Below are 23183 nucleotides of genomic sequence, written 5' to 3'. Positions count from 1 at the left end.
GTGAGAACATTACGGATTGGCATTGTCGGATTAGGCGGTATTGCGCAGAAGGCCTGGCTGCCGGTATTAACCAACACCGCCGGATGGACGTTACAGGGCGCCTGGTCTCCTTCGCGGGATAAAGCCTTACGTATCTGCGAAAGCTGGCGCATACCGTATGTGGATTCGCTGGCGAATTTAGCGTCCGGCTGCGATGCGGTCTTCGTCCACTCCAGTACCGCAAGCCATTATGCCGTGGTCAGCGAACTTCTCAATGCCGGCGTCCATGTTTGCGTGGATAAACCGCTGGCGGAAAATCTACGTGATGCCGAACGGCTGGTGGCGCTGGCGGCGCAAAAAAAATTGACGCTGATGGTTGGCTTTAATCGCCGTTTCGCGCCGCTGTACCGCGAACTGAAGACGCGCCTCGGCACTGCGGCGTCACTGCGTATGGATAAACATCGTACCGATAGCGTCGGGCCGCACGACTTACGTTTTACTTTGCTCGATGACTATCTGCATGTCGTGGATACCGCTCTGTGGCTGGCGGGCGGCGAGGCGCGCCTTGCCAGCGGCACGTTGCTCACCAGCGAGTCCGGCGAAATGTGCTATGCGGAACATCATTTTTCCGCCGACAAACTACAAATTACCACCAGTATGCACCGGCGCGCCGGAAGTCAGCGTGAATCGGTCCAGGCCGTCACCGACGGCGGGTTGTATGACGTGACGGATATGCGTGAATGGCGCGAAGAGCGCGGGCAGGGTATTCTCATCAAACCCATTCCGGGTTGGCAAACGACGCTTGAACAGCGTGGTTTTGTCGGATGCGCGCGGCATTTCATTGACTGCGTACAAAATCAGACGGTTCCGGAAACGGCGGGGGAGCAGGCGATTTTGGCCCAGCGCGTCGTGGAGGCGCTGTGGCGGGACGCCATCAGCGAATAACCCTCTGTAACATCTGGCGGTAGTAATTCATCGTAATCCAGGTACTATACCCTCAATAATTCGAGTTGCAGAAAAGCTAACGCACATGCAGCTCGAAGTATGGCGGGTATATATGCCCACTCTACATAATACCTCTTTTCACAGTGAATAATGGCAAACCGTGGGGAGTCTGTAAGGCCTGATAAGACGTTTTGACGTCGCCGTCAGGCGCGGTGATACAGCCGGATACGGCAGAAGTTGCGTTATCCGGTCGATGGATCAGCCATGCAGGAGTTTTACGCCAGGGTCTGGAATACAAAAGAAATGAATTTATTGAAATCGCTGGCTGCCGTCAGCTCGATGACTATGTTTTCACGCGTGTTGGGCTTTGCCCGTGATGCGATTGTCGCCAGAATTTTTGGCGCAGGGATGGCGACCGACGCCTTTTTTGTGGCGTTTAAACTCCCTAATTTACTACGCCGGATCTTTGCCGAAGGCGCTTTTTCTCAGGCCTTTGTGCCTATCTTGGCGGAATATAAGAGCAAGCAGGGTGAAGAAGCGACGCGGATCTTTGTCGCTTACGTTTCCGGCCTGTTGACGCTGGCATTGGCCGTCGTGACGGTGGCCGGTATGCTGGCCGCCCCGTGGGTGATTATGGTAACCGCGCCGGGTTTTGCCGATACTGCGGATAAATTCGCGCTGACGACGCAACTGCTGCGGATTACGTTTCCCTATATTCTGCTGATCTCTCTGGCTTCACTGGTTGGCGCCATTCTCAACACCTGGAATCGCTTCTCTATTCCCGCTTTTGCGCCGACATTTCTTAATATCAGCATGATCGGTTTTGCATTATTCGCCGCGCCATACTTTAATCCGCCGGTGCTGGCGTTAGCCTGGGCAGTCACCGTCGGCGGCGTGCTGCAACTGGTGTATCAACTTCCGTATTTGAAAAAGATCGGTATGCTGGTGCTGCCGCGCATTAACTTTCGCGACACCGGGGCGATGCGGGTGGTCAAACAGATGGGGCCGGCGATTTTGGGCGTTTCCGTCAGTCAGATCTCCCTTATCATCAATACCATTTTCGCCTCGTTTCTGGCCTCCGGCTCGGTCTCATGGATGTACTATGCCGATCGGTTGATGGAGTTCCCGTCCGGCGTGCTGGGCGTGGCGTTGGGGACCATCCTGTTGCCGTCATTGTCGAAAAGCTTTGCCAGCGGCAATCATGATGAGTACTGCCGCCTGATGGACTGGGGGCTGCGTTTGTGCTTTTTACTGGCGTTGCCGAGCGCGGTAGCGTTAGGCATTCTGGCGAAGCCGCTGACGGTCTCGCTGTTTCAGTACGGTAAATTCACCGCCTTTGATGCGGCGATGACGCAGCGGGCGTTAATCGCCTATTCGGTGGGGCTGATTGGCTTGATCGTCGTAAAAGTGTTGGCCCCGGGCTTCTATTCTCGCCAGGATATTAAAACGCCGGTGAAAATCGCCATCGTGACGTTAATCATGACTCAGTTAATGAACCTGGCGTTTATTGGACCGCTGAAACACGCCGGGCTGTCGCTCTCTATTGGTTTGGCGGCATGTCTCAATGCGTCGCTGCTGTACTGGCAACTGCGCAAACAGAATATCTTTACGCCACAACCGGGGTGGATGTGGTTCCTGATGCGTCTGATCATTTCCGTACTGGTAATGGCCGCCGTATTGTTCGGCGTGTTGCATATTATGCCGGAGTGGTCGCAAGGGTCGATGTTATGGCGTTTGCTACGTTTGATGGCGGTAGTGATCGCGGGTATCGCGGCCTATTTCGCCGCGCTTGCCGTGCTGGGCTTTAAAGTGAAAGAGTTTGTTCGTCGGACGGCGTAAATTCAGTGCCTGATAGCGCTGTGCTATCAGGCCTACAAGGCATTCAGGCCGGAAAGGCGCAACGTCGCCATCCGGCAATGATTAGATAGAAATTTTTTTACCGCCGCGGTGAGAGACGGAGGTCTGACCGTCAGCCCCGTACAAGGTCGGCTCCTGGTGAGGTTTCAGCACCTCCAGCGCCTGTTGATTACGCTCGATTTGCCCTTCCAGCAGCCAGCCGTTGTGCTGGTTGAGGTCGCGAAGATGCTGCGTTTTTTCGGTAATCGCCTGCCAGCGCTCTGCAATGTCATCGTTTGCGCTACGCTGCGCGTTCTGCTCCAGACGGCGCTGTTGTTCCAGATAATCCAGCGTCGCCAGCAACGAGCTTTTTTCTTCTGTAATACGCTGTAGCTGGCTGCCGTTAATCTGGCCTACGGAAAGCTGTTGTTGCTCGGCGTCCATCACCGTCTTCAGGTCATTCAGGACGGTGGTCATCTGGTCAAGTATTTCTGACAAACGAGTCATACGCTTATTTACTCTGTAAGTAGCTCTGCGCCTCGCGAATGAGCGAGTCTGCTATTTTTCCCGTATCCATTTTTAACTCACCGTTACGGATAGCCGTTTTTAATGCTTCGACGCGTTCCATATTAATGTCGCTGACGCCTGGCTGCATGAGCTTCGCTTGCGCGTCGCTTAACGTTACGCTGGCGCTCGTCGCGGCGGACGTTTTTTCCTGACGCGTTTTTTGTACCGGCGTGTCGCTGGTTTCGCGCGTCTGGACAGTGCTAACGGGTTTCAAAGGTGAGGTACGGTCAATGCTCATTTATTTATCCTCATCGAGGGTTACGTTGTAGCGGCCAGCTACCATCATGGTTGAATATCTCATCGGCAGCCGCGACAAAATCTTTACACAATTATAGGTTAATAAGAATATTCCCATCAGAATCGACGGTTCCACTCACGATTTGACCCGATGTCATGCGCACGCGCGCATTTTGCGCGACGGCGGCATTATTCATCGCCTGGCCTTCCGCATTGACGCTAAACCCCTCGCCATTGGCGATGACCTGTACTCGTTGCCCCGCTTTGACGCGCCAGGCCTGACGTATCATCGTAAGCTGTACCGGCTGCCCGGGAGCGAGATCGCGCAAACTGACGGCATCCTGAATCTGACGGATATCCAGTACCGTTCGCGGCGGTAACTGATCCAGCCTGCCACGTTTTAACGTGACGTTGGCCGACGTCAATTTTCCGCCGCGCGCGACGGGCGCGGCAACGGCGACATAATTGCCGGTCGCTTGCACATTCACCTGCAAATAACGTTTTTCATTGGCGCAGCGCGCCACCACATTGACGTTGCCCCACAGCTTCGCGCTGCCCGTCATGCTGAAGGCTGGCTGTTCGCAGCTCGGTAGCAGATTGGGCGATGAACGGAGCGTGACAACCACCTCGTCGCTGAAGCCAGCCAGACGCTGGGAAAACCACGTGGTCAGCTGGGCGTTGATGTCCTGCGCCATTGTCAGGGGGCTGAACAGCAAAGCCGCCACGGCGAATCCTCGTTTTAACGTTTGCATGGTACTTCCCCCTGGTTGATGTCATGGCAGGATTCTACCCGTGTGAAGCAGGCATCAACGCAATAAATAGCGACGCATTTTGCGTTTATTCCGGCGATAACGCGCGCGTGAAGGCATTTAAGCTGTCGGCTGAATTTTGCCATTTGCGGAGGAGATATGCTCGACAGGCTCGATGCCGCCTTACGATTTCAGCAGGAAGCGCTAAATCTGCGCGCGCAACGTCAGGAAATATTAGCGGCGAATATCGCCAATGCCGATACGCCGGGGTATCAGGCGCGCGATATTGATTTTACCAGTGAGTTAAAAAAGGTGATGGTGCGTGGACGGGAAGAAACCGGCGGCGTCGCGTTAACGTTGACTTCCTCTCACCATATTCCCGCCCAGGCGGTCTCTTCTCCCGCAGTGGATCTGCTTTACCGCGTACCCGATCAGCCTTCTTTGGATGGTAACACCGTAGATATGGACAGGGAACGTACGCAGTTTGCGGATAACAGTCTCAAATATCAGATGGGGCTTACCGTTCTGGGTAGCCAACTCAAAGGCATGATGAATGTGCTACAGGGAGGAAACTAATTCGTGGCGCTGTTAAACATTTTTGATATTGCCGGATCGGCGCTTGCCGCGCAGTCCAAGCGGTTGAACGTTGCGGCCAGTAACCTGGCGAATGCGGATAGCGTCACCGGCCCGGACGGACAGCCTTATCGCGCCAAACAGGTGGTTTTTCAGGTGGACGCCGCGCCGGGGCAAGCCACTGGCGGGGTAAAGGTCGCCAGCGTGATTGAAAGTCAGGCACCGGAAAAGCTGGTTTATGAGCCAGGCAATCCGCTGGCGGACGCTAATGGTTACGTCAAAATGCCCAACGTCGATGTGGTCGGCGAAATGGTCAACACGATGTCAGCCTCGCGCAGCTATCAGGCAAATATCGAAGTCCTGAATACCGTAAAAAGCATGATGCTTAAAACGCTGACATTAGGCCAGTAAAGGAGGCGCGTATGTCTATTGCCGTAAATATGAATGACCCGACCAACACGGGCGTCAAAACGACGACCGGCAGCGGGTCGATGACCGGAAGCAACGCTGCCGATCTGCAAAGCAGTTTCCTGACCTTACTGGTCGCGCAATTGAAGAACCAGGACCCGACTAACCCATTACAAAATAATGAGTTAACGACACAGTTGGCGCAAATCAGTACCGTGAGCGGCATTGAAAAACTGAATACGACGCTGGGGGCTATTTCCGGGCAAATCGATAATAGTCAGTCCCTACAGGCGACCACGCTGATTGGGCATGGCGTTATGGTGCCTGGCACCACAATTCTGGCGGGTAAAGGCGCGGAAGAAGGGGCCGTGACGTCCACGACGCCGTTTGGCGTGGAATTGCAACAGCCTGCGGACAAAGTGACGGCAACCATTACCGATAAAGATGGCCGGGTGGTACGGACGCTGGAGATCGGTGAGTTGCGAGCCGGGGTACACACCTTTACCTGGGATGGTAAGCAAACGGACGGAACAACGGTACCGAATGGTTCTTACAACATTGCGATTACCGCCAGCAATGGCGGAACGCAACTGGTGGCGCAGCCGCTGCAATTCGCTCTGGTACAGGGCGTGACGAAGGGCAGTAACGGCAACCTGTTGGATCTGGGTACCTACGGCACCACCACACTCGACGAAGTTCGGCAAATAATCTAAGCCCTTACACTTATCAGGAGTCAGTCATGTCTTTTTCTCAAGCGGTTAGCGGCCTGAACGCTGCGGCCACCAACCTTGATGTTATCGGTAATAACATCGCCAACTCCGCCACCTATGGCTTTAAGTCCGGTACGGCATCATTTGCCGATATGTTCGCCGGTTCCAAAGTGGGGCTGGGCGTAAAAGTGGCGGGGATTACCCAGGATTTTACCGACGGTACGACAACGAACACCGGGCGCGGGCTGGATGTCGCGATTAGCCAGAACGGTTTTTTCCGCCTGGTAGACAGCAACGGTTCCGTGTTCTATAGCCGCAACGGCCAGTTCAAACTGGACGAGAACCGTAACCTGGTCAATATGCAGGGGATGCAGTTGACCGGCTATCCGGCCACCGGTACGCCGCCGACCATTCAGCAGGGGGCGAATCCTGCGCCGATCACCATTCCGAACACGCTGATGGCGGCGAAATCGACCACCACCGCGTCAATGCAGATCAACCTGAACTCAACGGACCCTGTACCGTCTAAAACGCCCTTTAGCGTGAGTGATGCGGATTCGTATAACAAAAAAGGCACCGTCACCGTTTATGACAGCCAGGGTAATGCCCATGACATGAACGTCTATTTTGTGAAAACCAAAGATAATGAATGGGCCGTGTACACCCATGACAGCAGCGATCCTGCAGCCACTGCGCCAACAACGGCGTCCACTACGCTGAAATTCAATGAAAACGGGATTCTGGAGTCTGGCGGTACGGTGAACATCACCACCGGTACGATTAATGGCGCGACAGCGGCCACCTTCTCCCTCAGCTTCCTTAACTCCATGCAGCAGAACACCGGGGCTAACAACATCGTCGCCACCAATCAAAACGGCTATAAGCCGGGCGACCTGGTGAGCTACCAGATTAACAACGACGGCACCGTGGTTGGCAACTATTCCAACGAGCAGGAGCAGGTGCTGGGGCAGATAGTGCTGGCTAACTTCGCCAATAACGAAGGTCTGGCATCCCAGGGCGATAACGTCTGGGCGGCGACGCAGGCCTCCGGGGCTGCGCTGCTGGGGACTGCCGGTTCCGGCAACTTCGGTAAGCTGACGAACGGCGCGCTGGAAGCCTCTAACGTGGATTTAAGTAAAGAGCTGGTGAATATGATCGTCGCGCAGCGTAACTACCAGTCGAATGCGCAGACCATCAAAACCCAGGACCAGATCCTCAATACGCTGGTTAACCTGCGCTAAGCGCCTGACGGGATAGCTTAATGGATCACGCAATTTATACCGCCATGGGGGCGGCCAGCCAGACGCTTAACCAGCAGGCGGTAACGGCCAGCAACCTGGCTAATGCCTCAACGCCGGGCTTTCGCGCGCAGCTTAACGCGCTACGCGCGGTGCCCGTTGATGGCCTCTCTTTAGCGACGCGCACGCTGGTTACGGCGTCGACGCCGGGGGCGGATATGACCCCGGGTCAGTTGGACTACACCTCCCGCCCGCTGGATGTTGCGTTGCAGCAGGACGGCTGGCTGGTGGTGCAAGCGGCGGATGGCGCTGAAGGATATACCCGTAATGGGAATATCCAGGTGGGTCCGACCGGGCAGTTAACCATTCAGGGACATCCGGTTATCGGCGAAGGCGGCCCGATTACCGTTCCTGAAGGGTCGGTAATCACCATTGCGGCAGACGGCACGATCTCCGCGCTCAATCCCGGCGACCCGCCAAACACGGTGGCGCCCGTTGGGCGACTGAAGCTGGTCAAAGCGGAAGGCAATGAAGTGCAGCGGAGCGATGACGGTTTATTCCGCCTTACCGCCGAGGCACAGGCTGAACGCGGGGCGGTACTGGCCGCCGACCCGTCAATTCGCATTATGTCGGGCGTGCTGGAGGGCAGTAACGTCAAGCCGGTTGAAGCCATGACCGACATGATCGCCAACGCACGTCGTTTTGAAATGCAGATGAAGGTTATCACCAGCGTAGATGAGAACGAAGGGCGAGCTAACCAACTGCTGTCGATGAGTTAATACAGGACATTTTATGATCAGTTCATTATGGATCGCCAAAACCGGTCTGGACGCGCAGCAAACCAATATGGATGTGATTGCCAATAACCTGGCAAACGTCAGCACCAATGGTTTTAAGCGTCAGCGCGCGGTATTTGAAGATCTGTTGTATCAGACCATCCGCCAGCCGGGCGCGCAGTCGTCCGAGCAGACGACTCTGCCTTCCGGGCTGCAAATCGGTACCGGCGTGCGTCCGGTCGCCACGGAGCGCCTGCACAGTCAGGGGAACCTGTCGCAGACCAACAACAGTAAAGATGTGGCGATTAAAGGGCAGGGCTTTTTCCAGGTCATGCTGCCGGACGGTACGTCTGCCTATACCCGCGACGGCTCTTTCCAGGTGGATCAGAATGGTCAACTGGTGACGGCGGGCGGTTTTCAGGTGCAGCCGGCAATCACCATTCCGGCCAACGCGTTAAGCATCACGATTGGCCGCGACGGCGTGGTCAGCGTTACCCAGCAGGGGCAGGCCGCGCCGGTTCAGGTCGGGCAGCTTAACCTGACCACCTTTATGAACGACACCGGGCTGGAAAGCATTGGCGAGAACCTCTATATCGAAACGCAATCGTCCGGCGCGCCGAACGAAAGCACGCCGGGGCTCAACGGCGCGGGGTTGTTGTATCAAGGGTATGTCGAAACGTCGAACGTTAACGTGGCGGAAGAGCTGGTGAACATGATTCAGGTTCAACGCGCCTATGAAATTAACAGTAAAGCAGTATCGACGACCGATCAGATGCTGCAGAAACTGACGCAACTCTAAGGGGCCGCCGGTGGGGGATACGCCACCGGCTCCCTGATTTTGAAGATGAAGGTAATGCAAAAATACGCGCTTCACGCTTACCCAGTTATGGCCCTGATGGTCGCGACGCTGACAGGATGCGCCTGGATACCCGCTAAACCGCTCGTGCAGGGGGCGACCACGGCGCAGCCGATACCTGGCCCGGTACCGGTGGCGAATGGCTCCATATTTCAGTCTGCGCAGCCGATTAATTATGGCTATCAGCCGCTTTTTGAAGATCGTCGACCGCGTAATATCGGCGATACGCTCACGATTGTGTTACAGGAAAACGTCAGCGCCAGTAAAAGCTCGTCAGCAAATGCCAGCCGCGACGGCAAAACCAGCTTTGGTTTTGATACGGTACCGCGTTATCTGCAGGGATTATTCGGTAATTCCCGCGCGGATATGGAGGCCTCCGGCGGCAACTCTTTTAACGGTAAAGGCGGCGCGAATGCCAGCAATACCTTTAGCGGCACGCTGACCGTGACCGTCGATCAGGTTCTGGCCAATGGCAATTTACACGTCGTGGGGGAAAAACAGATCGCGATTAATCAGGGAACGGAATTCATCCGCTTCTCCGGCGTGGTAAATCCACGCACCATCAGCGGCAGCAACTCCGTTCCCTCGACACAGGTGGCGGATGCACGGATTGAATATGTCGGGAACGGCTATATTAACGAAGCGCAAAATATGGGCTGGCTGCAACGTTTCTTCCTTAATTTGTCGCCGATGTAAGCGAGGTGTATGTGTTTAAAGCTCTTGCAGGAATCGTTCTGGCACTGGTTGCCACTCTGGCGCACGCCGAGCGTATCCGGGATCTGACCAGTGTCCAGGGAGTACGGGAAAACTCGCTGATCGGCTACGGGCTGGTGGTCGGGCTGGACGGTACGGGCGACCAGACGACCCAGACGCCATTTACCACCCAGACGTTGAATAACATGCTGTCACAACTGGGGATTACGGTCCCCACCGGCACCAACATGCAGTTGAAAAACGTGGCGGCGGTGATGGTGACGGCGTCGTATCCGCCTTTTGCGCGACAGGGACAAACGATCGATGTCGTCGTTTCCTCAATGGGGAACGCTAAAAGTCTGCGTGGCGGGACGTTATTAATGACGCCGTTAAAAGGGGTGGACAGCCAGGTGTATGCTCTGGCGCAGGGCAATATTCTGGTCGGCGGCGCGGGCGCTTCCGCAGGCGGCAGTAGCGTGCAGGTTAACCAGCTTAATGGCGGGCGCATCACTAATGGCGCGATTATCGAACGCGAGTTGCCGACTCAGTTCGGCGCTGGCAACACCATTAATCTGCAATTGAACGACGAAGATTTTACGATGGCGCAGCAAATTACCGACGCCATCAACCGCGCCCGCGGTTACGGCAGCGCCACTGCGCTTGATGCGCGAACGGTACAGGTACGCGTGCCCAGCGGCAACAGCTCGCAGGTGCGTTTTCTGGCGGACATTCAAAATATGGAAGTCAACGTGACGCCGCAGGATGCAAAAGTCGTGATCAACTCGCGTACCGGTTCGGTGGTCATGAATAGGGAAGTCACGCTGGATAGCTGCGCTGTGGCGCAGGGCAATTTGTCAGTGACAGTCAATCGCCAGCTCAACGTCAACCAGCCGAATACGCCATTTGGCGGCGGACAGACCGTGGTGACACCACAGACTCAGATAGATTTGCGTCAGAGCGGCGGATCGCTACAGAGTGTGCGTTCCAGCGCCAATCTGAACAGCGTAGTGCGCGCGCTGAATGCGCTTGGCGCGACGCCGATGGACCTGATGTCGATTTTGCAGTCCATGCAGAGCGCGGGCTGTCTACGCGCCAAACTGGAAATCATCTGATGATCGGAGACGGTAAATTGCTGGCCAGCGCGGCCTGGGATGCGCAATCTCTGAACGAACTGAAAGCGAAAGCGGGCCAGGACCCGGCGGCGAATATCCGTCCTGTGGCCCGTCAGGTGGAAGGGATGTTTGTGCAGATGATGCTGAAAAGTATGCGCGAGGCTTTACCCAAAGATGGTTTATTCAGCAGCGATCAGACGCGTCTGTATACCAGCATGTATGACCAGCAGATCGCTCAGCAGATGACCGCCGGTAAGGGACTGGGGCTGGCGGATATGATGGTTAAACAGATGACGGGCGGGCAGACGATGCCTGCGGATGACGCGCCGCAAGTACCGCTTAAATTCTCCCTGGAGACGGTAAACAGCTATCAAAATCAGGCGCTGACCCAACTGGTGCGCAAAGCCATACCGAAAACGCCGGACAGCAGCGATGCGCCGCTCTCCGGCGACAGTAAAGACTTTCTGGCCCGGCTTTCGCTCCCGGCGAGGCTGGCCAGCGAACAAAGCGGGGTGCCGCATCATCTGATTCTGGCGCAGGCGGCGCTGGAGTCCGGCTGGGGGCAACGGCAAATCCTGCGGGAGAATGGCGAACCCAGCTATAACGTATTTGGCGTGAAAGCGACCGCCAGTTGGAAAGGGCCGGTGACGGAAATCACCACCACTGAATACGAAAATGGCGAAGCGAAAAAAGTGAAAGCGAAATTCCGCGTCTATAGCTCGTATCTGGAGGCATTATCGGATTATGTCGCGCTGTTAACGCGTAACCCACGCTACGCTGCCGTGACCACTGCCGCCACGGCAGAGCAGGGCGCAGTGGCCCTGCAAAACGCCGGATACGCCACTGACCCGAATTACGCGCGTAAATTGACCAGCATGATTCAGCAGTTGAAAGCGATGAGTGAAAAGGTCAGCAAAACCTACAGCGCGAATCTCGACAATCTCTTTTAAATTGCTCAAGTCCACGTAGTCGCTGCCGATAACAACGAGTATTGAAGGATTAAAAGGAACCATCATGTCCAGCTTGATTAATCACGCCATGAGCGGACTTAACGCCGCGCAGGCCGCGTTAAATACGGTCAGTAATAACATCAACAATTATAACGTTGCGGGTTATACCCGGCAGACAACTATTCTGGCGCAGGCAAACAGTACGTTAGGGGCTGGCGGCTGGATAGGTAATGGCGTTTACGTTTCAGGCGTACAGCGCGAATATGATGCGTTTATCACTAATCAGCTACGCGGCGCGCAAAACCAGAGCAGCGGCTTAACCACGCGCTATGAACAAATGTCGAAAATCGACAACCTGCTGGCCGATAAATCCAGCTCACTGTCTGGTTCGTTGCAGAGTTTTTTTACCAGCCTGCAAACGTTAGTCAGTAATGCGGAAGATCCTGCGGCGCGTCAGGCGCTGATTGGTAAAGCGGAAGGGCTGGTAAACCAGTTCAAAACCACCGATCAGTATCTGCGCGATCAGGATAAACAGGTCAATATCGCGATTGGCTCCAGCGTGGCGCAAATCAACAATTACGCGAAGCAGATAGCTAACCTGAACGATCAAATCTCCCGTATGACGGGCGTAGGCGCGGGCGCATCGCCGAACGACCTGCTCGATCAGCGTGATCAGTTGGTCAGCGAGCTTAACAAGATCGTTGGCGTCGAGGTGAGTGTACAGGACGGCGGCACCTATAACCTGACGATGGCCAATGGCTATACGCTGGTGCAGGGGTCGACGGCGCGTCAGTTGGCGGCGGTTCCCTCCAGCGCCGACCCGACGCGAACGACTGTCGCTTATGTCGATGAGGCCGCCGGTAACATCGAAATTCCGGAAAAGTTGCTGAACACCGGTTCGCTCGGCGGATTACTGACGTTCCGTTCTCAGGATCTGGATCAGACTCGTAATACGCTGGGCCAGTTGGCGTTGGCGTTTGCCGATGCGTTTAACGCGCAGCATACCAAAGGTTATGACGCCGACGGCAATAAAGGGAAAGACTTCTTTAGCATTGGCTCGCCGGTGGTATATAGCAACAGTAATAATGCCGATAAAACGGTATCGCTAACCGCTAAGGTGGTCGACAGCACGAAGGTTCAGGCGACGGATTATAAGATTGTTTTTGACGGTACAGACTGGCAGGTTACTCGCACTGCGGATAACACCACCTTCACGGCGACAAAAGATGCTGACGGAAAACTGGAGATTGACGGTCTGAAAGTGACGGTAGGGACTGGCGCACAGAAAAACGACAGTTTTCTTCTCAAGCCGGTCAGCAATGCTATCGTCGACATGAACGTTAAAGTGACAAATGAAGCCGAGATTGCGATGGCGTCTGAGTCAAAACTCGATCCTGATGTGGATACCGGCGACAGCGATAACCGCAATGGTCAGGCATTGCTGGACTTACAAAACAGCAATGTAGTGGGCGGCAACAAAACCTTTAACGATGCTTACGCCACGTTGGTCAGCGATGTGGGTAACAAAACGTCAACGCTGAAAACCAGCAGCACCACGCAGGCGAATGTGGTTAAACAGCTTTATAAACAGCAACAGTCGGTTTCCGGCGTTAACCTCGACGAAGAATACGGCAATTTGCAGCGTTATCAGCAGTATTATCTGGCGAATGCGCAAGTATTGCAGACCGCGAATGCGCTGTTTGATGCGTTACTGAATATTCGCTAAAGGAGAAGGATGACATGCGTATCAGTACCCAGATGATGTACGAACAAAATATGAGCGGCATCACTAATTCTCAGGCCGAATGGATGAAGCTGGGCGAGCAGATGTCTACCGGTAAGCGCGTTACCAACCCATCTGACGATCCGATCGCCGCGTCGCAGGCGGTAGTACTCTCTCAGGCGCAGGCGCAGAATAGCCAGTACGCCCTGGCGCGTACGTTTGCCACCCAAAAAGTGTCGCTGGAAGAAAGTGTACTCAGTCAGGTGACGACGGCGATTCAAACCGCGCAGGAAAAAATCGTCTATGCCGGAAACGGCACGTTAAGCGACGATGACCGCGCGTCGCTGGCGACGGATTTACAGGGGATCCGCGATCAGCTGATGAACCTGGCAAACAGCACTGACGGCAATGGTCGCTATATCTTTGCCGGGTATAAAACGGAAGCGGCGCCATTCGACCAGGCGACAGGTGGTTATCATGGCGGCGAGAAAAGTGTTACCCAGCAGGTGGATTCCGCACGCACGATGGTAATTGGCCATACGGGAGCGCAAATTTTTAATAGCATCACCAGCAATGCGGTGCCGGAACCGGATGGCTCGGACTCCGAAAAGAATCTGTTTGTCATGCTCGATACGGCAATTGCCGCGCTCAAGACCCCGGTGGAAGGCAATGACGTGGAAAAAGAAAAAGCCGCTGCCGCCATTGATAAAACCAATCGCGGCTTAAAAAATTCGCTTAATAACGTCCTGACCGTTCGTGCGGAACTGGGAACGCAACTGAGCGAACTCAGTACGCTGGATTCACTGGGAAGCGACCGTGCGCTGGGACAGAAGCTACAGATGAGCAACCTGGTAGATGTGGACTGGAACTCGGTCATTTCCTCCTACGTCATGCAACAGGCGGCATTACAGGCGTCCTATAAAACGTTTACCGACATGCAGGGAATGTCGCTTTTCCAGTTGAACCGGTAACGCCTCTTTTTGAAACATATCACGAAACTGGATATGTTTTGTCTGCCCGCGCCATCCACCCCGGCGCGGGCATTTTTTTAGTCGTCATTGAGTTAGTGGTCATATTGTCGCGCCCGTAGCGACGCCATCCGTACGTATTATCCCGCCCGATCTCATAAACGCCTGGAGTGACTAAAAGACGCCATGGGGTGAGGCATCGCCCTGTAAGAGGCATAAAAAAAAGCCGACCTGGCGGTCGGCTTTGTATCAGCATTTACATCATTCTACCGGCTGTGGGCGTGTCGCCGGGGCGCTGGCGTGACGTGTGGCGCTGTGTCCGCCTGCTGCGCCTTTACCTTCAAAGTGGAAGGAAGGGCGCTGCCAGTCGCTATGGTGCGGGGTTTCCGGCACATATTCCGGCGCTGGCGCACGCGTCATCGGCGCGCTGGCGTGGTTATGATCGTCAACGCAGACAACGTCCTGCGGCTTTTCCACCACCTGGGCCGGTGCGATAACGGTTTCTTCTGCCGTGTGCTCCACAACAGCCGCTTCCGCTTTTGTCTCTTCTTCTGGCTCGACAACGGCAACATCAGCTACGTTTTCAGCCACCGTAATGGACGCGTCGGCGGTTTCTGCTACCGGTTCGGCGTCAGCAATAACCTCTTGCGCTTCCGGCGTATCGCTTTCGGCAATCAGTTGCGGCTGTTCATCAACCGGCGCGGCAATCACTTCCGGATGCGTTGTCTCGACCTTGACGACTTCCGGCGCCTGTGGTTCGGCGACGGTCTGCGGTTCAACGGCAACGTTTTCTACCGCCTGTACCGACGCTTGTGGTTCGAGCGCTACGGTCGCAGCGATAACCTGCGGTTCAGCGACAACCGGTTGTGGCAGCGCCAGATCTGCTTCACGCTGCTCTTCAACAACCTGCGTTTCCTGAGGACGGACAATCGGGTAGCGGATCCAGACTTTACCGGACGCCATTTCTGGCGACGCGCAGGCGACGGTTAACGGCATCGGCGATTGTGTCGGGTAGCGCTCGTCACGATAGCGACGGCGACGCTGACCGCTTACGCGCAGGTGGCGCGGAGAACGGCGGGAGCGACGCGGCATACCGGTATTATCGCGAGGTTCTACGCTATCATCCTGCTCCGGCGCGATATCGGCAACGACAGGTAAATCAACTTTCGCCAGCTCGGTACGCGGCGCTGGAACGGGCTGTTCAACGTTTTCAACCGGGCGTGGTTCGTCGACGACGACCGGCGTGTCAACCGTTTCAACCACTGTGCTGTTGGTAAAGCGGACTTTCTGATTAAGCTGACGTTGCTTACGGCGCGGCTGAACCTGCTGAACGCGTTCTTCCTGCTCGGTCTCCTGGACAGGCTGTTCTTCGCGGTTAAGCGCTTTTACTTCCTGCTGCGCCTGGCGTTTGTCATCATTGCGGCGGCGGCTGCGTTCGCGACGCGGCGTCTGTTGCTGCTCATCGCCGGTTTTCACTTTTTCCGCCGTTTCCTGCTGGCGGGTATCGCGCGCTTCCGCATTTTGCTGCTGCGCCTGGCGACGGTTACGACGATTATCGTCGCGGCTCTCGCCGCCGTCACGTCCGGCACGGTTATCACGGGTGTCGCGGCGTTCGTTACGATCGCGACGGTTGTTCTGTCGTGGCTTGCGACGATCCTGCTGACGCTCCGCTTTTTCTTCCGCTTTCGGCGCGGCTGTTTCGACGGTTTTCGTTTCTTCACCGCTGAACAGTTGTTTCAGCGCGTTAAGGAAGCGGCTAAACAGACCCGGCTGGGCAGGCTGCTCGGCGGCAACATTATCCTTTTTCGCCGTAGCAACGCTAACCGCCGGTTCGACAGGCGTCGGCGCCGGAGGCACATCTGGCATAGCGAATGTCGCCAGCGCAGGCTGTTCCGGGCGTTTACGCTCGGCGTACTCTTCTTCAGAAGGCAGCGCCATCGCTTCTTCGTGCAGCTTCGGCAGCATGTAGCTCAGGGTCGGCGTTTCTTCCCCTTTGCGTACGCGTAGCACGGAATAGTGCGGCGTTTCCATCTGATCGTTCGGGACGATGACACAGCGGACGCCATCCTGACGCGTCTCAATAGCGTTAACTGCCGTCCGTTTTTCGTTAAGCAGATAAGAGGCGATCGGCACCGGAACAATGGCATGGACTTCCTGCGTATTCTCTTTCAGCGCTTCTTCTTCAATCAGGCGCAGAATGGACAGCGACAGAGATTCGTTATCGCGCACGGTGCCGGTACCGCTACAGCGCGGACACACGTGATGGCTGGATTCGCCCAGCGACGGGCTCAGGCGCTGACGCGACATTTCGAGCAGGCCGAAGCGGGAAATATGGCTAATCTGAATACGCGCCCGGTCCTGACGCACCGCTTCACGCAGGCGGTTTTCTACCGCGCGCTGGTGACGTACCGGCGTCATATCGATAAAGTCGATAACGATCAGGCCGCCCAGGTCGCGCAGACGCAACTGGCGGGCAATCTCATCGGCCGCTTCGAGATTGGTGTTGAACGCGGTTTCTTCGATATCGCCGCCGCGAGTTGCGCGGGCGGAGTTGATATCGATAGCGGTTAACGCTTCGGTGCTGTCAATGACGATGGAGCCGCCGGAGGGCAGGCGCACTTCACGCTGGAACGCAGACTCGATCTGCGATTCGATCTGGTAATGGCTGAACAACGGGATTTCACCGGTGTATAGCTTAATTTTGCTGCTAAAATCCGGGCGGCCCAACGCGGCGATATGCTGACGCGCCATTTCCATCACTTTTGGATTGTCGATTAGGATTTCACCGATATCCTGACGCAGATAGTCGCGAAACGCGCGTACGATGACGTTGCTTTCCTGATGGATCAGGAACGGCGCGGGACGGCTTTCAGCGGCTTTCTGAATGGCTTCCCAGTGTTTCAGGCGGAAGCTTAAATCCCACTGCAACGCTTCGGCGGATTTACCCACGCCCGCGGTACGTACGATAAGCCCCATCCCTTCAGGAAGTTCCAGGCTGGCCAACGCTTCTTTTAACTCGGTACGATCGTCGCCTTCAATGCGACGGGAGATACCACCCGCGCGCGGGTTATTCGGCATCAGTACCAGGTAGCTGCCCGCCAGACTGATAAAGGTGGTTAACGCCGCGCCTTTGTTGCCGCGCTCTTCTTTATCGATTTGAACAATGACTTCCTGGCCTTCGCGTAACACGTCTTTGATGTTCGGGCGACCATGAGCGCTGTAGTTAGCGGGGAAATATTCGCGGGCAATTTCTTTTAACGGGAGGAAACCGTGGCGTTCTGCGCCGTAATCAACAAAAGCCGCTTCCAGGCTCGGTTCAATACGGGTAATTTTGCCTTTATAGATGTTCGCTTTTTTCTGCTCGTGTCCGGGGCTTTCTATATCCAGATCGTACAGACGCTGCCCATCTACAAGGGCGACGCGCAACTCTTCCTGCTGAGTCGCGTTGATTAACATTCTTTTCATCGTAACTTACTCATTATTCTTACGTTGACGACTAAGCTGCGGGCATGGTGACGCCTTACCGGGCATGAACCGATGGCCTCGTGACTATTTCGCGTCGCCAACCTCACGGTTATCGTCAGCTCAAAGAGGCGCAGAGTGTCGGTTGCCTGTATTTCATACGGAAACACAGCGCAATTATCAGGGAAGCAGCCTGGGCATTACTCTCCAGAGAAGATCCTATCTACCGGTAAGGACTGCAACCCGCAGCCCGCTAACTGTCTGAAAAATCAATACGTCTTACGCCATTGCTGCGTTGATGATCGGTCAGACAAAATGGGTTATTCCGCTAAACTTTTTGTTTTAACAAGTTTCGGTGCGGAAACCGCATCATTATTCCACTGCTAACCTTGTTATAGCAAGATGACTTTTACCATTTATCACCCGCTTACTCACAGTTTTTTCACCAGCGCGAGCCAATCGCTTTAATAACCAGCAAAACCGCAGTGAAAAATGTTCATCCACTGGCGTAGACGTCTCTATAAGCATAGAAAAATGTGTGGCGCGAATCTCACAGGCTATTTAGAATCGCCCCCCATGAAAACAGAAACGCCATCCGTAAAAATTGTTGCTATCGCCGCTGACGAAGCGGGGCAACGCATTGATAACTTTTTGCGCACCCAACTGAAAGGGGTACCAAAAAGTATGATTTATCGCATCTTGCGTAAAGGCGAGGTACGGGTGAACAAAAAACGCATTAAACCGGAATACAAACTGGAATCGGGCGATGAAGTCCGCATTCCGCCGGTTCGCGTTGCTGAGCGCGAAGAAGAGGCTGTGTCGCCGCATTTGCAAAAAGTGGCGGCGTTGGCGGACGTCATTTTGTATGAAGACGACCATATTCTGGTGCTGAATAAGCCTTCCGGCACCGCCGTACACGGTGGGAGCGGGTTAAGTTTCGGCGTCATCGAAGGGCTGCGGGCGTTGCATCCGGAAGCGCGATTCCTGGAACTGGTGCATCGTCTTGACCGCGATACTTCCGGCGTGCTGTTGGTGGCGAAAAAACGCTCCGCGCTGCGTTCGCTGCATGAGCAACTGCGCGAAAAGGGAATGCAGAAAGATTATCTGGCGCTGGTGCGCGGCCAGTGGCAATCACACGTTAAAACCGTACAGGCGCCATTATTAAAGAACATTCTGCAAAGCGGCGAACGCATTGTCCGCGTGAGCCAGGAAGGCAAACCTTCAGAAACGCGCTTCAAGGTGGAAGAGCGTTATGCCTTCGCCACGCTGGTGCGCTGTAGCCCGGTCACGGGCCGTACGCATCAGATTCGCGTACATACCCAATATGCCGGTCACCCTATTGCGTTCGACGATCGCTACGGCGACCGTGAGTTTGATCAACAGCTTACCGAAGCGGGAACCGGTCTTAAACGTCTCTTTCTGCACGCCGCGGCGCTGAAGTTCACGCATCCGGGAACGGGCGATGTCATGCGCATTGAAGCGCCAATGGATAAGCAATTGAAGCGCTGCCTTGAGGTATTACGTAGTAAAGCCTGATGCGCGTTGCTTATCAGGCCTACAATCGTGTGATGCACCGTAGGCCTGATAAGACGCATCGCGTCGCCATCAGGCAGATTAATCAGGCATTCAGCGGGTTCATCTCTTCCCGTCGCAGCATCTGGCACAGGGCAATAAGCGGCAAGCCGATCAGCGTGTTCGGATCGCGGCCCTCTAAGCGCTCAAATAATGCAATGCCTAAACCTTCGCTTTTAAAACTTCCCGCGCAGTGCAGCGGATGCTCTTTACGGACATAGTCGTCTATTTCCGCTTCGCTTAAATGGCGAAAATGAACGTCAAAAGGCTCCACTTCGGTTTGTAAGTGCCCGGAGGCGGAGTTATACAGTGCCAGTCCGGTATAAAACGTCACAATATTTCCGCTGGCTTTGGCTAATTGCTGACGCGCTTTTTCTTCCGTCAGCGGTTTGCCGGTGATTTCGCCGTCCAGAACACAAATTTGGTCGGAGCCAATAATCAAATGATTCGGGAAACGCGCGGCGAGCGATTGCGCCTTCGCCTGCGCCAGCCGCAGCACCAACTGACGCGGCGCTTCGCCCGGCATGGGGGTTTCATCAACATCCGGCGCGGCGCATTCGAAAGGAATCGTCAGCTTTTCCAGCAGCGCGCGACGCCAGGGAGAGGTAGACGCAAGGATGAGACGGGGCATATTTTTTCCCTCAGATATAGCGTAATGATGAGAGCCATCTTAAACTATGCTCTTCGGTCTTCAAGCCTGTCATACTGACTCGTCTTGAGCGAAAATAAGTCTGTAACCCGCAATGTGTGCGAATTATTGGCAAAAGGCAACCGCAGGCTGCCTTTTTCTTTGACTATATGACGTTACGAAGTTAATATGCGCGCCCTATGCAAAAGGTAAAATTACCCCTGACTCTTGATCCGGTTCGTACCGCTCAAAAACGCCTTGATTACCAGGGTATCTATACCCCCGATCAGGTTGAGCGCGTTGCCGAATCTGTAGTCAGTGTGGACAGTGATGTGGAATGCTCCATGTCGTTCGCTATCGATAACCAGCGTCTCGCCGTTTTGACCGGCGATGCGGTCGTTACGGTGTCGCTCGAATGCCAGCGTTGCGGGAAACCGTTTACCCATCAGGTTCACACAACGTATTGTTTTAGCCCTGTCCGTTCCGACGAGCAGGCTGAAGCACTGCCGGAAGCGTATGAGCCGATTGAGGTAAACGAATTCGGCGAAATCGATCTGCTGGCGACGGTTGAAGATGAAATCATCCTCGCCTTGCCGGTAGTTCCGGTGCATGATTCTGAACACTGTGAAGTGTCCGAGGCGGACATGGTCTTTGGCGAACTGTCTGATGAAGCGCAAAAGCCAAACCCATTTGCCGTATTAGCCAGCTTAAAGCGTAAGTAATAGGTCTTCCCCGCGGACGCAGGGATAAACCGTAATTGAGGAGTAAGGTCCATGGCCGTACAACAGAATAAACCAACCCGTTCCAAACGTGGCATGCGTCGTTCCCATGACGCTCTGACCGCAGTCACCAGCCTGTCTGTAGACAAAACTTCTGGTGAAAAACACCTGCGTCACCACATCACTGCCGACGGTTACTACCGCGGCCGTAAGGTCATCGCTAAGTAATCGCGCGATACTCGATGCCTTTTGCATCACAGGCGTGCCTGTGGTGTAAAAGCCGAAGAGTACAAGCGTGATAAAGCTTAGTGAGGATTTCTCCGCGTAAGCGGAGAACACCGAACCAGGCAGCGACGATACCTTGACACGTCTAACCCTGGCGTTAGATGTCATGGGGGGCGATTTTGGTCCTTCCGTGACGGTGCCTGCAGCATTGCAGGCACTGAACGCTAATTCGCAGCTCACTCTTCTTTTAGTCGGGAATCCCGATATTATCACGCCATTACTTGCCAAAGCTGACTTTGAACAACGTTCGCGTCTGCAGATTATCCCTGCACAGTCAGTTATTGCCAGTGATGCCCGGCCTTCGCAGGCGATCCGCGCCAGTCGCGGGACATCCATGCGTGTGGCCCTGGAGCTTGTGAAAGAAGGCCGAGCCGAAGCTTGCGTTAGCGCCGGTAATACCGGGGCGCTGATGGGGCTGGCGAAATTATTGCTCAAGCCTCTTGAGGGGATTGAGCGTCCGGCGTTGGTGACGGTATTACCGCACCAGCAAAAGGGCAAAACGGTAGTGCTTGATTTGGGGGCCAACGTCGACTGCGACAGTACCATGCTGGTGCAGTTTGCCGTGATGGGCGCCGTTTTAGCGGAAGAAGTCGTCGGGATTAAAAATCCCCGCGTGGCGCTACTCAATATCGGGGAAGAAGAAACCAAAGGCCTTGACAGTATTCGCGAAGCCTCTTTAATGTTAAAAACAGTCCCAACCATCAATTATATCGGCTACCTTGAGGCGAATGAGTTACTGACGGGAAAAACCGATGTACTGGTGTGTGACGGCTTTACAGGCAATGTCACACTTAAAACGATGGAGGGGGTTGTCAGAATGTTCCTTTCACTGCTGAAATCACAGGGCGAGGGGAAAAAACGGTCGTGGTGGCTGCTGTTATTAAAACGTTGGTTACAAAAAAGCCTGACGAGGCGATTCAGTCACCTCAACCCCGACCAGTATAATGGCGCCTGTCTGTTAGGATTGCGCGGCACGGTGATAAAAAGTCATGGTGCGGCCAATCAGCGAGCATTTGCAGTCGCGATTGAACAGGCAGTGCAGGCGGTGCAGCGACAAGTTCCTCAGCGAATTGCCGCTCGCCTGGAATCTGTATACCCAGCCGGATTTGAACCGCTGGACGATGGCAAAGGCGTAAACCTGCGGGCGCACAGATAATATCGCTGTCTCCCCGGCGCCGCCAGCGTGCCAGACGTTTACAGGTAACGGTATATAACCGAAAAGTGACTGAGCGTACATGTATACGAAGATTATTGGTACTGGCAGCTATCTGCCCGAACAAGTGCGGACTAACGCCGATCTGGAAAAAATGGTTGAGACCTCTGACGAGTGGATTGTCACTCGTACAGGTATTCGTGAACGCCATATCGCCGCGCCGGATGAAACTGTCGCGACGATGGGCTTTACCGCTGCGAATCGTGCGATTGAGATGGCGGGGATCGATAAAGACCAAATTGGCTTGATTGTGGTGGCTACCACATCAGCAACGCATGCATTTCCAAGCGCGGCATGTCAGATTCAAAGTATGCTCGGTATTAAAGGTTGCCCGGCGTTTGATGTCGCGGCAGCGTGCGCAGGTTTCACCTACGCGTTAAGCATCGCCGACCAGTACGTTAAATCCGGCGCGGTTAAACACGCGCTGGTGGTCGGTTCCGATGTATTAGCCCGCACTTGCGATCCTGGCGATCGCGGTACGATCATTATTTTCGGCGATGGCGCAGGCGCGGCCGTACTGAGCGCTTCTGAAGAACCGGGTATTATCTCCACTCATCTTCATGCCGATGGCCGTTACGGTGAATTACTGACCCTGCCGAATGCCGATCGCGTAAATCCGGATAACCCGATTTACCTGACGATGGCGGGCAATGAAGTCTTTAAAGTGGCGGTCACTGAACTGGCGCATATTGTCGATGAGACGCTGGCGGCTAATAACCTGGATCGCTCAGAACTCGATTGGCTGGTGCCGCATCAGGCTAACCTGCGTATCATTAGCGCGACAGCGAAAAAACTCGGCATGTCGATGGACAATGTCGTCGTCACGCTGGACAGGCACGGCAATACCTCCGCGGCTTCTGTGCCGTGCGCGCTGGATGAAGCCGTGCGTGACGGGCGAATTAAAGCCGGTCAGCTGGTATTGCTTGAAGCCTTCGGGGGTGGATTCACCTGGGGCTCCGCGCTGATTCGTTTCTAGTATAAGGA

Annotated in this window: 23 protein-coding genes; 18 read left to right on the top strand and 5 right to left on the bottom strand. The window is 54.9% G+C overall.

Features of this window, described 5'->3' with window-relative positions:
- The gene (locus tag J4685_RS16305; RefSeq protein ID WP_001259728.1) at positions 1-924 is read left to right on the top strand and encodes a Gfo/Idh/MocA family protein; all 924 of its coding nucleotides are present in this window, start codon (positions 1-3) and stop codon (positions 922-924) included.
- A 303-nt stretch (positions 925-1227) separates the two neighbouring features.
- A complete protein-coding gene (gene murJ / locus J4685_RS16300) occupies positions 1228-2763 on the top strand; it encodes a murein biosynthesis integral membrane protein MurJ (protein WP_001537775.1) in 1536 nt (511 codons plus the stop codon).
- 81 nt (positions 2764-2844) lie between these two features.
- Here the strand turns inward: murJ and flgN are convergent, their stop codons facing one another.
- The 3 genes from flgN to flgA form a co-directional block, all read right to left on the bottom strand.
- Positions 2845-3267 carry a flagella biosynthesis chaperone FlgN gene (gene flgN / locus J4685_RS16295; protein WP_000197547.1) on the bottom strand — a complete coding sequence of 141 codons (423 nt, stop codon included), beginning with the start codon at positions 3265-3267 and terminating at the stop codon, positions 2845-2847.
- Between the two features lie 4 nt (positions 3268-3271).
- Positions 3272-3565 carry a flagellar biosynthesis anti-sigma factor FlgM gene (gene flgM, locus J4685_RS16290; protein ID WP_000020893.1) on the bottom strand — a complete coding sequence of 98 codons (294 nt, stop codon included), beginning with the start codon at positions 3563-3565 and terminating at the stop codon, positions 3272-3274.
- Positions 3566-3656: 91 nt separating this feature from the next.
- Positions 3657-4316, bottom strand: a complete 660-nt coding sequence (gene flgA, locus J4685_RS16285) for a flagellar basal body P-ring formation chaperone FlgA (RefSeq protein WP_001194088.1) — start codon at positions 4314-4316, stop codon at positions 3657-3659.
- A gap of 156 nt (positions 4317-4472) precedes the next feature.
- Between flgA and flgB the strand changes: the two genes are divergently transcribed.
- The 11 genes from flgB to flgL all read left to right on the top strand — a co-directional run bounded on the left by flgB (position 4473) and on the right by flgL (position 14323).
- The gene (gene flgB / locus J4685_RS16280; RefSeq protein WP_000887046.1) at positions 4473-4889 is read left to right on the top strand and encodes a flagellar basal body rod protein FlgB; all 417 of its coding nucleotides are present in this window, start codon (positions 4473-4475) and stop codon (positions 4887-4889) included.
- Positions 4890-4892: 3 nt separating this feature from the next.
- Positions 4893-5297 carry a flagellar basal body rod protein FlgC gene (flgC, locus tag J4685_RS16275; RefSeq protein WP_001196448.1) on the top strand — a complete coding sequence of 135 codons (405 nt, stop codon included), beginning with the start codon at positions 4893-4895 and terminating at the stop codon, positions 5295-5297.
- An 11-nt stretch (positions 5298-5308) separates the two neighbouring features.
- Positions 5309-6007, top strand: coding sequence for a flagellar hook assembly protein FlgD (flgD, locus tag J4685_RS16270; protein WP_000020450.1), 699 nt, complete (start codon positions 5309-5311; stop codon positions 6005-6007).
- 26 nt (positions 6008-6033) lie between these two features.
- Positions 6034-7245 (top strand): flagellar hook protein FlgE, encoded by a 1212-nt coding sequence (flgE, locus tag J4685_RS16265; RefSeq protein ID WP_000010566.1) that lies wholly within the window; start codon positions 6034-6036, stop codon positions 7243-7245.
- Between the two features lie 20 nt (positions 7246-7265).
- Complete coding sequence (locus J4685_RS16260) at positions 7266-8021, top strand: flagellar basal body rod protein FlgF (protein WP_000349280.1); 756 nt, start codon at positions 7266-7268, stop codon at positions 8019-8021.
- Positions 8022-8034: 13 nt separating this feature from the next.
- Positions 8035-8817 (top strand): flagellar basal-body rod protein FlgG, encoded by a 783-nt coding sequence (flgG, locus tag J4685_RS16255; RefSeq protein ID WP_000625851.1) that lies wholly within the window; start codon positions 8035-8037, stop codon positions 8815-8817.
- A 54-nt stretch (positions 8818-8871) separates the two neighbouring features.
- Entirely contained in the window at positions 8872-9570 is a 699-nt protein-coding gene (flgH, locus tag J4685_RS16250; protein ID WP_001174897.1) for a flagellar basal body L-ring protein FlgH, read from the top strand.
- An 11-nt stretch (positions 9571-9581) separates the two neighbouring features.
- On the top strand, positions 9582-10679 hold the full coding sequence (locus tag J4685_RS16245; protein ID WP_001518955.1) for a flagellar basal body P-ring protein FlgI: 1098 nt from the start codon (positions 9582-9584) through the stop codon (positions 10677-10679).
- The gene (gene flgJ / locus J4685_RS16240) at positions 10679-11629 is read left to right on the top strand and encodes a flagellar assembly peptidoglycan hydrolase FlgJ (protein WP_000578685.1); all 951 of its coding nucleotides are present in this window, start codon (positions 10679-10681) and stop codon (positions 11627-11629) included. Before J4685_RS16245 ends, flgJ begins: the two co-directional genes overlap by 1 nt.
- 64 nt (positions 11630-11693) lie before the next feature.
- A complete protein-coding gene (gene flgK / locus J4685_RS16235) occupies positions 11694-13355 on the top strand; it encodes a flagellar hook-associated protein FlgK (protein ID WP_000096425.1) in 1662 nt (553 codons plus the stop codon).
- A gap of 14 nt (positions 13356-13369) precedes the next feature.
- Entirely contained in the window at positions 13370-14323 is a 954-nt protein-coding gene (flgL, locus tag J4685_RS16230) for a flagellar hook-associated protein FlgL (RefSeq protein ID WP_001223032.1), read from the top strand.
- A gap of 258 nt (positions 14324-14581) precedes the next feature.
- Here flgL and rne read toward each other — a convergent pair whose 3' ends face one another.
- Positions 14582-17785: a ribonuclease E gene (gene rne / locus J4685_RS16225; RefSeq protein ID WP_016505392.1), complete on the bottom strand. Its 3204-nt coding sequence runs from the start codon at positions 17783-17785 to the stop codon at positions 14582-14584.
- A 573-nt stretch (positions 17786-18358) separates the two neighbouring features.
- On the opposite strand from rne, the gene rluC reads away from it, so the two are divergent.
- The gene (gene rluC, locus J4685_RS16220) at positions 18359-19318 is read left to right on the top strand and encodes a 23S rRNA pseudouridine(955/2504/2580) synthase RluC (RefSeq protein WP_000846323.1); all 960 of its coding nucleotides are present in this window, start codon (positions 18359-18361) and stop codon (positions 19316-19318) included.
- Positions 19319-19400: 82 nt separating this feature from the next.
- Here the strand turns inward: rluC and J4685_RS16215 are convergent, their stop codons facing one another.
- Entirely contained in the window at positions 19401-19985 is a 585-nt protein-coding gene (locus tag J4685_RS16215; protein ID WP_001137603.1) for a Maf family protein, read from the bottom strand.
- Positions 19986-20182: 197 nt separating this feature from the next.
- Between J4685_RS16215 and yceD the strand changes: the two genes are divergently transcribed.
- The 4 genes from yceD (at position 20183) to fabH (ending at position 23175) form a co-directional block, all read left to right on the top strand.
- The gene (gene yceD, locus J4685_RS16210; RefSeq protein WP_001174494.1) at positions 20183-20704 is read left to right on the top strand and encodes a 23S rRNA accumulation protein YceD; all 522 of its coding nucleotides are present in this window, start codon (positions 20183-20185) and stop codon (positions 20702-20704) included.
- 51 nt (positions 20705-20755) lie between these two features.
- A complete protein-coding gene (gene rpmF, locus J4685_RS16205; RefSeq protein WP_000290727.1) occupies positions 20756-20929 on the top strand; it encodes a 50S ribosomal protein L32 in 174 nt (57 codons plus the stop codon).
- Positions 20930-21062: 133 nt separating this feature from the next.
- Positions 21063-22142: a phosphate acyltransferase PlsX gene (plsX, locus tag J4685_RS16200; RefSeq protein WP_001518286.1), complete on the top strand. Its 1080-nt coding sequence runs from the start codon at positions 21063-21065 to the stop codon at positions 22140-22142.
- Positions 22143-22221: 79 nt separating this feature from the next.
- Positions 22222-23175 (top strand): beta-ketoacyl-ACP synthase III, encoded by a 954-nt coding sequence (fabH, locus tag J4685_RS16195; protein WP_000288147.1) that lies wholly within the window; start codon positions 22222-22224, stop codon positions 23173-23175.
- Positions 23176-23183 lie beyond the last annotated feature (8 nt).

The organism is Salmonella sp. 32100201201700099SM (assembly GCF_017572645.1).
Classification (GTDB): Bacteria; Pseudomonadota; Gammaproteobacteria; order Enterobacterales; family Enterobacteriaceae; genus Salmonella; species Salmonella enterica.
This window is presented reverse-complemented; position numbering and strand designations above follow the sequence as displayed.

What these genes read in the sequence shown, in the direction of transcription:
- flgH (WP_001174897.1), top strand. Translation starts at nt 8,872, where the DNA reads ATGCAAAAATACGCGCTTCACGCTTACCCAGTTATGGCCCTGATGGTC.
- flgK (WP_000096425.1), top strand. Translation starts at nt 11,694, where the DNA reads ATGTCCAGCTTGATTAATCACGCCATGAGCGGACTTAACGCCGCGCAG.
- J4685_RS16215 (WP_001137603.1), bottom strand. Translation starts at nt 19,985, where the DNA reads ATGCCCCGTCTCATCCTTGCGTCTACCTCTCCCTGGCGTCGCGCGCTG.
- flgD (WP_000020450.1), top strand. Translation starts at nt 5,309, where the DNA reads ATGTCTATTGCCGTAAATATGAATGACCCGACCAACACGGGCGTCAAA.
- flgE (WP_000010566.1), top strand. Translation starts at nt 6,034, where the DNA reads ATGTCTTTTTCTCAAGCGGTTAGCGGCCTGAACGCTGCGGCCACCAAC.
- rpmF (WP_000290727.1), top strand. Translation starts at nt 20,756, where the DNA reads ATGGCCGTACAACAGAATAAACCAACCCGTTCCAAACGTGGCATGCGT.
- rluC (WP_000846323.1), top strand. Translation starts at nt 18,359, where the DNA reads ATGAAAACAGAAACGCCATCCGTAAAAATTGTTGCTATCGCCGCTGAC.
- flgB (WP_000887046.1), top strand. Translation starts at nt 4,473, where the DNA reads ATGCTCGACAGGCTCGATGCCGCCTTACGATTTCAGCAGGAAGCGCTA.
- murJ (WP_001537775.1), top strand. Translation starts at nt 1,228, where the DNA reads ATGAATTTATTGAAATCGCTGGCTGCCGTCAGCTCGATGACTATGTTT.
- flgG (WP_000625851.1), top strand. Translation starts at nt 8,035, where the DNA reads ATGATCAGTTCATTATGGATCGCCAAAACCGGTCTGGACGCGCAGCAA.
- flgJ (WP_000578685.1), top strand. Translation starts at nt 10,679, where the DNA reads ATGATCGGAGACGGTAAATTGCTGGCCAGCGCGGCCTGGGATGCGCAA.
- flgM (WP_000020893.1), bottom strand. Translation starts at nt 3,565, where the DNA reads ATGAGCATTGACCGTACCTCACCTTTGAAACCCGTTAGCACTGTCCAG.
- rne (WP_016505392.1), bottom strand. Translation starts at nt 17,785, where the DNA reads ATGAAAAGAATGTTAATCAACGCGACTCAGCAGGAAGAGTTGCGCGTC.
- flgL (WP_001223032.1), top strand. Translation starts at nt 13,370, where the DNA reads ATGCGTATCAGTACCCAGATGATGTACGAACAAAATATGAGCGGCATC.
- flgN (WP_000197547.1), bottom strand. Translation starts at nt 3,267, where the DNA reads ATGACTCGTTTGTCAGAAATACTTGACCAGATGACCACCGTCCTGAAT.
- fabH (WP_000288147.1), top strand. Translation starts at nt 22,222, where the DNA reads ATGTATACGAAGATTATTGGTACTGGCAGCTATCTGCCCGAACAAGTG.
- J4685_RS16260 (WP_000349280.1), top strand. Translation starts at nt 7,266, where the DNA reads ATGGATCACGCAATTTATACCGCCATGGGGGCGGCCAGCCAGACGCTT.
- flgA (WP_001194088.1), bottom strand. Translation starts at nt 4,316, where the DNA reads ATGCAAACGTTAAAACGAGGATTCGCCGTGGCGGCTTTGCTGTTCAGC.
- yceD (WP_001174494.1), top strand. Translation starts at nt 20,183, where the DNA reads ATGCAAAAGGTAAAATTACCCCTGACTCTTGATCCGGTTCGTACCGCT.